This is a genomic window from Neisseria sp. 74A18 (assembly GCF_001308005.1).
Taxonomy (GTDB): Bacteria; Pseudomonadota; Gammaproteobacteria; order Burkholderiales; family Neisseriaceae; genus Neisseria; species Neisseria dumasiana.
The window spans coordinates 36124-45644 of record NZ_LGZA01000024.1 but is presented as its reverse complement, the minus strand read 5'-3'; the positions used below and the strand labels follow the sequence as shown (position 1 = coordinate 45644).

Below are 9521 nucleotides of genomic sequence, written 5' to 3'. Positions count from 1 at the left end.
CAGCCTATTTCGGGTTGGGCAAAGTGAGGGCGCAAAGCCACCTGAAGGCGATGTGTGTGAACCTGTTGAAGGCGGCCAACAGGATAGGTGTGCCTGTTGCTGCCTGAACAGGCAGGCAGTGCCTCATAATGAGGCACTTTAAGGGGACTTTAGGGGTAGCTTGTCTACTTTTTACGCAAAAACAGCCGGAACATGATGAAGCATGTTCCGGCTGTTTGTTGGCGTGGGGTTTTGCAAAGGTCTCAGCCTTCGTAATATTCTTTATTGCTGAAAATATTGAGTTTCTTTTTGCCAAAGCGTACAAGATTTACCAACTCTTCGTAACGTTCGCGGGCATTATCGGTGTCTTTAAGATTATTACTGGCTTTTTTGCGGTTGGTGCGGGTGTAACCGTCGTTGGAAAAATCGATGAATTTCACGGTTTCGTCGGCTTCGTGTTTTTCGCCCACTTTGAATACATAGATATTGGTTTGCACACTGGATTTTCCGATAAACAAATCTATCGGCATTTTAATGCTGGCAATCAGGGTGTTGCTCTGCAAAATACGGCGGTTGATTTCTTTTGCCCGCCCTGAACCGGCGGAATTCTGAATAATAATGGCGGCATAACCTTTTTTCATCATACTTAAGGCTTTTTCCACAAACACCATGCCGTTGCCTACTTGCGAATACGGAGGGTTCAAAATAAAAGCATCGGCGGGAAAGGCTTCATCAGTTTTGCCGAAGCCGTATTTTCCGTCAAAATCGGCAAGCGAATCTTTGTTTAATATGTTGGAACTGCCATCGCCCATCAAAATCATATTCAAAATAGCCAACATATACACGCTGGACAATAATTCTAAGCCAAGCAATTGTTCCGCTTTGATTTTGGCTTCTTTTAGTTTCAACTCTTCGGGTGAGGCAATGCTGTTTTTGGCATCGATCAGCATTTCGTTCATGGCGGCTACCAGTAGGCCTGCGGAGCCTGTGGCGAAGTCCCAAACGTAGCTGTCTTTATTAACGCGCGCAAGTTTGGCAAGTAGCGTGGCAACGTAAGACGGAGTGAGCACAACATCATTAAGCTTATCTTGGGTAAAGCCTAACCATGAGTACATTTCGTTAAACAGCTTTCCAGTGAAATCTGTGGTCAAACCGATTTTGTAGTAGATGCCCAAATCATCCACGATTTTTCCGAATACACGTTTGAGTTGGCTTTCACCATTTTGCACTTTGTTGATGTTGTCGGTGAGCAGGGTATTGGAAAGGGTGCGGACAATGAGGTCTTGCTTGGGTTTGGGTAAGTTCTTTTCCTGCAAAAAAGCCTCAATGTGACGGATAAGAATATCGCCATCACGGTTGCCTTGCATATTGATTGATTTCAAATCGCCTTTTTCCAATGGCGGTACTTTTCCTGCTATGCCGATAGTGGCAATAATCGAAGCAGCAACCAAGTAAACGCGGTCGTTTTCGCCTAAGCCTTTTTCGTTTTGGTAGATGTCGTTGTTCAACTTCTTCAGACTGACATCGATTTCTTGCTCGCGCTTCGCTTTGATTTTGTCCAACTCTTCCGGCGTGAGCGTAAGTGCTTTTACTTGTTCGACAAAATCATCAAAATGTTGCGGAGCTAAAAACGATAAATCGGTAAACTCACCGACTTTTTGCCCTACACCCAAATTGCTTTTGGCAACGTGATACACGCCGATTTGATGATGGATTTTTCCTGTATTTTCATCTTTATGTCCTGTAACACCGATAGCGATAATGTCGGTGTAGGCGGTGTGGTGCAGCACAGCATTGGCATAGTGCACTGCGCCGTTTACGGCATAACTGTTGATGTTTTTGAAAATGGGCTCGTTTTTGGCATTGCGGTTTTCTACATTGCCATCGTTGTCTAATTTGACCAACTTGTCTTTGTAGCCTTTATATTCGATCAAAATCGGAAAATCCTGCCCGGTTTTTTGACTGCGCAATAATAATTTGGTATCAGGTCGGTTGGCTCCGGCACCGCCGTTTTTGGAATAATATTCTTGAAGTGCTTTGTCTATTTCCGTGTTTAAAGACTCTTGTTCCAGTTTGTAATCCAGTCCGTAGGATTTCATCCAACCGTTGGCAAGGTCGGCAATATTGGGTTCGATAGATTGAGCTTTAGCCATTTTCTTATTTCTCTTAAAAATTTGTTTCTTCTAGGCCGTCTGAATTGTTTCTTAAAGTATAGTCTTTCAGACAGCCCTTTATCACCTTATAACGCTTTACCGCTTCAACTTCGCAAACGCATCCACCATCGCCGAATTAGCCGGTGCCTGCTCCCGCTGATTACGCTGGCTTCTACCGCTATCATTGCGTCGGTTTTCAGACGGCCTGCCGCTTCTTGCTGAACCGCTGCCCGTTTCATCATCCAAGCGCATGGTGAGGGCGATGCGTTTGCGGGCGGCATCGACTTCCAGCACTTTTACTTTGACGACGTCGCCGGCTTTGACGACTTCGCGCGGGTCTTGAACGAACCGGTTCGACAAGGCGGAGATGTGGACTAGGCCGTCTTGGTGTACGCCGATGTCGACGAATGCGCCGAAGTTGGCGACGTTGCTCACGACGCCTTCTAAAATCATACCGACTTGTAAATCGCTGATTTCGTTGATACCTTCGGCAAAGGTGGCCGTCTGAAATTCGCCGCGCGGGTCGCGGCCGGGTTTTTCGAGTTCGGCGAGGATGTCCATGATGGTAGGCAGGCCGAATTGGTCGGTGGTGTAGCTGGTGGGCTTGATTTGTTTGATTTTTTCGCGGTTGCCGATGAGATCGGCGGCTTTGATGTGCAGGTCGTCGAGCATTTTGGCGACAACGGGGTAGGCTTCGGGGTGGACGGCGGATGCGTCCAGCGGTTCTTTGCCGCCGTTGATGCGCAAGAAGCCGGCGGCCTGCTCGTAGGTTTTTTCGCCGAGACGCGGTACTTTGAGGAGTTTTTTGCGGCTGTCGAATGCGCCGTTTTCGTCGCGGTAGGCAACGATGTTTTGCGCCAGCGTGCTGTTGAGGCCGGAAATGCGCGCGAGCAGAGGGGCGGAGGCGGTGTTCACGTCCACGCCGACGGCGTTCACGCAGTCTTCCACCACGGCATCCAGCGATTTGGCGAGTTGGCTTTGGTTGACATCGTGCTGGTATTGGCCGACGCCGATGGATTTGGGGTCGATTTTCACTAATTCGGCCAGCGGGTCTTGCAGGCGACGGGCAATGGAGACGGCGCCGCGCAGGGAAACGTCTAGCCCGGGGAATTCTTTGGCGGCCAGTTCGGAGGCGGAATAAACGGATGCGCCGGCTTCGCTGACCACGATTTTGTGCAGTCCCATTTCAGGCAGGCCTTTGACCAATTCGCCGGCGAGTTTGTCGGTTTCGCGGCTGGCGGTGCCGTTGCCGATGGCGATCAGTTTCACGCCGTGTTGTTTGATGAGGCGGGCAAGGGTGGCTAAGGCGTTGTTTTCTTGGTGCAGATAGGCAACGGCGGTGTCGAGCAGTTTGCCGGTATCGTCCACTACGGCCACTTTGATGCCGGTGCGGAAGCCGGGGTCGAGACCCATTGTGGCGAGGCGGCCGGCTGGGGCGGCGAGCAGCAGGTCTTTGAGGTTGCGGGCGAACACGGTAATGGCGTCGGTGTCGGCGGCTTCTTTCAGACGGCCTAAGGCTTCAAGCTCCAGCGAGAGGAAGATTTTGGCGCGCCATGTGAGGCGTACGGTGTCGCGCAACCATTTGTCGGCAGGGCGGCCTTGATCGGCGATGCCGAAATGTTTGGCGATGATTTTTTCGTATTCGCTCTGCTCGGTAATCGGGGTTTCGTCGGGCTGGTATTTGAGGGCGACTTGCAGCACGCCTTCGTTGCGGCCGCGCAATACGGCCAGTGCGCGGTGGCTGGGCATGCTGCGGACGGGTTCGCGGTGGTCGAAATAGTCTTTGAATTTTTCGCCGCTTTCTTCTTGTCCGGCAACCACTTGGGCATGGATTTCGGCTTCGTTCCACAGTTTTTCACGCAAGTTGCCGAGCAGTTCGGCATCTTCGGCGAATTGTTCCATCAGAATGGCGCGCGCGCCGTCGAGCGCGGCTTTGGTGTCGGGTACTTGTTCGTTCAGGTAGCCTTCGGCGGCGGTTTCGGGCTGTTTAGACGGCGTTTGTAACAATAATTCCGCCAAAGGCTGCAAACCGTTTTCGCGGGCGATTTGGGCTTTGGTGCGGCGTTTGGGTTTGTAGGGTAGGTAGAGGTCTTCGAGCGCGGTTTTGTTGTCGGCCGCTTCGATGGCCGTCTGAAGTTCGGGCGTGAGTTTGCCTTGTTCTTCAATGCTTTTTAAAACGGTTTGCTTGCGCTCGGCCAATTCGCGCAGGTATTGCAGACGCTCGGCAAGGTGGCGCAGTTGGGTGTCGTCCAGTCCGCCGGTTACTTCTTTGCGGTAGCGGGCGATAAAGGGCACGGTGGCGCCGTCGTCGAATAGTTCGACGGCGGCTTGGATTTGGGCGGCGGTGGCGTTTAATTCTGATGCAAGGGTGGAAATGATGTTCATAGCAAAGATTTTGAAGCTGAAAAAAAGGGAAAAGGATAGCGGTTTTGGGAGGGTTTGGCAAAGGAAAAGGCCGTCTGAAAACAGGGTTTTCCAGGAATGGGAATTGTGTTTCAGACGGCCTCGAAAGCAGAGGCCTGCCGTGGCGGATAAAAGCTTCTGCGGATACAGCGGATTATGCTTTGACTGCTTGGAGCCGGGTTTAAAAAATCATTCATATTGACCAATAAAATAGGGGAGGCCGTCTGAATCAGAGCATCGGCTGTTTTTCGGTTAGGTATTTCCAGTAGCGTTGCGGCATTTGCCTGCGGTGCAGGTTCGGGTTGCGCCGGGATAAGATGGTGCTGCTGTTGAAGTAACGCTGCCAGAGATGTTGGTAATCACGCTCGTGCGCGGCATGTTCGGACGGAATGCGGTTGTGTTCCAAATGGTTGATAGGGTGGAGGCCGTCTGAACGGCTGAAGATGCCGTAACCGCGCTGCACGTCGAATATGGCCCACGGTTGTTGGGGATAGCGTTGGCGGAAGTGGCGCACAATCAGCGGCAATACGTCGTATTGCGGTTCTATGCGGGCGATATAGAGGCCGTCTGAAAGTTCTTCAAAACGCACAAATGCCTCCATGCGGTGTTTTTCGTGACCCACGGTTTTAACCCATTGCGCCCATTGCATAACGTCGAAATGGCCGTAATCGCTGAGTACGTCTGTGCGGGCAGGGCGTGCCAATATCAGGCGGACGAGACGCAGGAAGGTGTCGGGCATTTCGGGCAGGGCGATTAAAAAGCCATACAGTAATTTGATCATACCTTTACGGCCGATTTGCCGTTCGAGCCGTTTGAATACGCGTTGGGCGTGTTCGCTTGAGGTGGCAACGGTTTCTTGGCGGCTGAACAAATCGGTGTCTTGCGTGTTGTGGGTAATGTGTACGGCATCGGGCGCATATTTGCCGGCATAAACGCGGAATACCGCGCTTAACAGGCCGTCGAAACTGCCGTCGTAATATAAGGTGGTGTGCATCGTGTTTGCCTTTGTATCGCCGATAAATTTAACTTGCTGCGGTGCGTATGTCGGTATTTAAGCTGAAACAGCCGTGCTGTTTTCAAGCGGAAAGAGACGGGCGGGCTTAACCGAACAGCTCGCCTTGTCGGGTATCGCTGCGTTCGAATTTGGAACGGGTATTGTGGAGCAATAAGCCGCGCAATTGCGTGCTGTCGATTAAGTCGGCGTAGCGGTTGGGTTCGGGCAGGGTAATGAAATAGCGGGCACGGTTTAAGGCCACACCCATTTTGCGCAGCTGAGCCATGGTAATCATGCGGAAGCGGCGGGCCTGCACGATTCTGCGGGCGGACTTCACGCCGATACCGGGTACGCGCAAGATGGCCTCCAGCGGGGCATGTTGCAGCGGAACGGGAAACCATTCTCGGTGCCGTAATGCCCACGCCAGTTTGGGGTCGAAGTCAAGGTCGAGAAAAGGTTGTTGGTCGTCTAAAATTTCATGGTCGGAAAAGCCGTAAAAACGCATCAGCCAGTCGGCCTGATAGAGCCGGTTTTCCCTCCGTAGCGGCACTTGTGCCGATAAGGGCGGCAGGCGTTTGTCTTCCAATACGGGCACATAACCTGAGTAATACACGCGTTTGAGGCCGTAATTACGGTAAAAACCGCCGGCGGCACGGATGATTTGGCGGTCGGTTTCGCCTGCCGCTCCGATAATGAACTGCGTGCTTTGTCCGGCCGGGGCGAACTTGGGTGTGGATTTGATGGTTTTGCGGCTGTCGGCAAAAGCCGTGATTTCGTTACGCACAAATGCCATCGGCTGCGTCATGTCGCTGTGGTTTTTTTCGGGGGCGAGCAGCTTCAGGCCGGAAACGGTAGGAATTTCCATGTTGACGCTGAGGCGGTCGGCATACAGCCCGGCCTCGTGCAGGATTTCGGGCGAGGCTTTGGGAATGGTTTTCAGGTGGATGTAGCCGTGAAAGCGGTGTTCTTCGCGCAGTTTTTTGGCAATGCGTACCAAACGTTCCATGGTGTAGTCGGCGTTTTTGAAAATGCCGGAGCTTAAAAACAGCCCTTCGATGTAGTTGCGGCGGTAAAAGCTCATGGTTAAATCCACCACTTCATCTACCGTAAACGCTGCCCGGGGGATGTCGTTGCTGCGGCGCGAGGTACAGTAGGCGCAATCGTAGATGCAGTGGTTGGTCAGCAGGATTTTCAGCAGCGATACGCAGCGGCCGTCTTCGGTAAAACTGTGGCAGATGCCCGCACGGGAAGAATTGCCCAACCCCTGACCGTTGTTGCCGCGCGAGCCGCCGCTAGACGAGCAGGAAACGTCGTATTTGGCCGCATCGGCTAAGATTTCCAGCTTGCGGCTGAGTTTTTGGTAATCCATAGCTTTTGTTTTGTTAAATGAAATCGTGTTTCATTATTATAATGATGAGATTTTATTTAGTCAGCTAAATTTTTGTTTAGTTTTGGGTTGAGGAGGCGGAGGATTTTGCAAAACCCCCGTCTGCGGTGCATTTCTACAGAATCACTTACATTGGGTAACACAGAGTTCTGAAGCCGTCTGAAAAGCATGTTCAGACGGCCTCAGATGTGAACACGATAAATTACCTGTCTGTTTTTAAAGAAATTAACTGATGGAGCAGGTCGGCCAAGCTGTTTGCCTGCATTTTTTGCATCACATTGGCACGGTGGACTTCTATTGTTCGCACGGCAACGTTTAATTCGTCGGCCATCTGTTTATTGGTGTAGCCTTTCACCAGATATGCGGCGATGGCTTGTTCTTTTGTGCTCAAGAGCTTGAAGCGTTGTTTGCTTTGCCATTGGGCGTAGTTGTCGAGTGTTTGCTTGGTGGCAGTGTTTAGGGCGCTTTGGAGGCGGTGGAGCGAAACGGGTTTTTCTAAAAAGTCCACCGCGCCTTGTTGCAGCATATCGACTGCCAGCGGCACGTCGCCGAAAGCGGTCATCACAATCACGGCTAGAGGGCTTTCGCGTTGGATTAAGGCTTGTTGGAGTTGCTGGCCGTTGAGCCACGGCATGTTCCAGTCGGTGAGTACGATACCGGGTTGATCCAGCTCGGCTTGCTCGAGAAATATTTTAGGGTCGCTCCAGAGTGTAGGGCGGTAGTCTAGGCTTTCCAGTAGAAAGCCGCAGGCATCCAGCACAGCTGCGTCGTCGTCGACAACGTGAATGGCGAGTTCAGGCATCGGTGTTCCTTTCTGGTAAAGAAATGTCGATTCGGGCGCCGGAGATACCGTTATCATGGTTGTTTAATGTGATGCTGCCGCCGATGCCGCGCAGCAAACGGTCGCAGATGACCAAGCCTAAACCCAAGCCGTCGGGTTTGGTGCTGCGGAACGGAATAAAGGGCTGGGCCAAAATATCTTGGTTAAAACCGCCGGCATCGTCTTCAATACGGATCATCAGTTCTTCGGATTCAGGCCGTCTGAAAACGGTGATGTCGATCCGCTTGGCTTGTTGTTGTTGGCAATTGAGCAGGCAGTTCATCAAAACTTGTTCGACAATGCCGGATACGGTGCAGATGGAAGATTGGCCGCTTTGATTGTGCCAATGCAGTTGCGGCGCGTTTTTTTGGCAGGAAAGCCAGTCGGCACAGTGTTGCAGGATGTCTTCTATGCGCGCGTCGGTATAAACGTGTTCGGGCGTTTTGCTCCATTGCCGCAAATTGCGGATGATGCGGCTGCCGCGCTCGGTGGTTTGGATGATGTTGTGCAGGGCTTTGCGTATGGATTCGGGTTGTTTGCCGGCTTCCAATAATTGCAGGCAGGCTTCGGCGTAGTAATGGATGGCGGCCATCGGCTGGTTGAGTTCGTGCGCAAGACCGGCCGCCATTTCGCCGGCGATATTCATGCGGTCGGCGTGTGCCAGCAGGCGGTCGCGCTCTAATAATTGACGGTAGGCTTGTTCGAGCTTTTTGCGGCGGCGGTAGGCCAGCCAGCCCATCCAGCCGTAGTTGATGAGGGAAATCGCCAGCATCAAGGCAATGGCACCGACGAGCATGGTGTTTTCAAACAGCCAGTTTCGCCATTGTGTTTGCCAGTTTGAATGAAGCGGATGCCGCCCCAAGCCTGCCAAAACCTGTTCGGCTTCTACAAAAGAAACGGGCGGAGACCAAGAAGGCATATCGGATGTTGCGGTGCTGCCGAGTAGCAAGGCCGCGATTTGCGAGGCGGTTTGTTCGGGCACGGAGGGCAGGGCGGCCAGCATCCAATACGGGAAAACGGGCGTGCCGGAGATGCAGTTGTTAACGATACTGTGCACGGATAAGGGTTTGAAAACATGCTCGGACAAACCTTGCTGCGCGCGCCACTCTTCCATTAAACACAAAGGTGCAATGGCTGCATCGACCTCTTTTTTCTGCAAAGCAGTTAAGGTTTGTTCTACCGGATAACCGGTAAAGACAATCTGATAATCTTTTCCCGAGCGTAAGCCTTTCTTGAGCAGCGCGGATTCTGCCAGCATAAACCCGCCGAACGCCTGAACGTCAACGGCGGCAACGGTTAAGCCGCGCAAGTCAGTTTCGCTGCTCAACCCCGAATCGGCGCGCACCCAAATCGCGCTGCCCACTTGCTCCGCCGCTTTCGGCTTATGTCCGCTGGGAAAACGTGCCGTTACCAGCCAACGCCAGCCCTGCGTGTCGGGCAGGGCGACAAACTGCGCCTGCGGCCCCAATGCGAAATCAATCCGCTGTGAAGACAGCTCTTTCTGCCAATTGTTCAAACTTAAAGGAACGAGCACAAACTGTTCGCCGTTCTGCTTCTTACCCAGCCAATCCAACCACGGCTGCCATTGGTTGCGCGCAACTGCCGCACCTTGCGGCGCCAACACGCCGACATACCATGTTTTCGCCGAAACGCTGGATACGGCCAGCAGGATGATGCAGAAAAGCAGCCGGATGCCCATGCTTATCCCTATGTTTTATTGCTTTATGTCAAATATGGTTTTTTTATGTGGTTTTCCACAATAGAGCCGTTATGCCCTGTGGCCGA

General features: G+C 52.3%; 6 protein-coding genes and 1 pseudogene. 1 reads left to right on the top strand and 6 read right to left on the bottom strand.

Features of this window, described 5'->3' with window-relative positions; translation table 11 throughout:
• Positions 1–107, top strand: a pseudogene (locus tag AKG43_RS12790) (IS5/IS1182 family transposase); the annotation flags it as partial.
• 135 nt (positions 108–242) lie between these two features.
• On the opposite strand, the gene AKG43_RS08435 reads toward AKG43_RS12790, so the two are convergent.
• From AKG43_RS08435 to AKG43_RS08410, 6 genes are all read right to left on the bottom strand, one after another.
• Positions 243–2132 carry an N-6 DNA methylase gene (locus AKG43_RS08435; RefSeq protein ID WP_231718140.1) on the bottom strand — a complete coding sequence of 630 codons (1890 nt, stop codon included), beginning with the start codon at positions 2130–2132 and terminating at the stop codon, positions 243–245.
• A 96-nt stretch (positions 2133–2228) separates the two neighbouring features.
• Positions 2229–4517 carry a Tex family protein gene (locus AKG43_RS08430; protein ID WP_054600125.1) on the bottom strand — a complete coding sequence of 763 codons (2289 nt, stop codon included), beginning with the start codon at positions 4515–4517 and terminating at the stop codon, positions 2229–2231.
• Positions 4518–4764: 247 nt separating this feature from the next.
• Positions 4765–5529, bottom strand: coding sequence for a TIGR03915 family putative DNA repair protein (locus AKG43_RS08425; protein WP_054600124.1), 765 nt, complete (start codon positions 5527–5529; stop codon positions 4765–4767).
• 106 nt (positions 5530–5635) lie between these two features.
• Positions 5636–6898 carry a putative DNA modification/repair radical SAM protein gene (locus tag AKG43_RS08420; protein WP_054600123.1) on the bottom strand — a complete coding sequence of 421 codons (1263 nt, stop codon included), beginning with the start codon at positions 6896–6898 and terminating at the stop codon, positions 5636–5638.
• Between the two features lie 220 nt (positions 6899–7118).
• Positions 7119–7718 (bottom strand): response regulator, encoded by a 600-nt coding sequence (locus AKG43_RS08415; protein WP_054600122.1) that lies wholly within the window; start codon positions 7716–7718, stop codon positions 7119–7121.
• Positions 7711–9435 carry a PhnD/SsuA/transferrin family substrate-binding protein gene (locus AKG43_RS08410; protein WP_054600121.1) on the bottom strand — a complete coding sequence of 575 codons (1725 nt, stop codon included), beginning with the start codon at positions 9433–9435 and terminating at the stop codon, positions 7711–7713. The genes AKG43_RS08415 and AKG43_RS08410 overlap by 8 nt, the downstream gene beginning before the upstream one ends.
• Positions 9436–9521 lie beyond the last annotated feature (86 nt).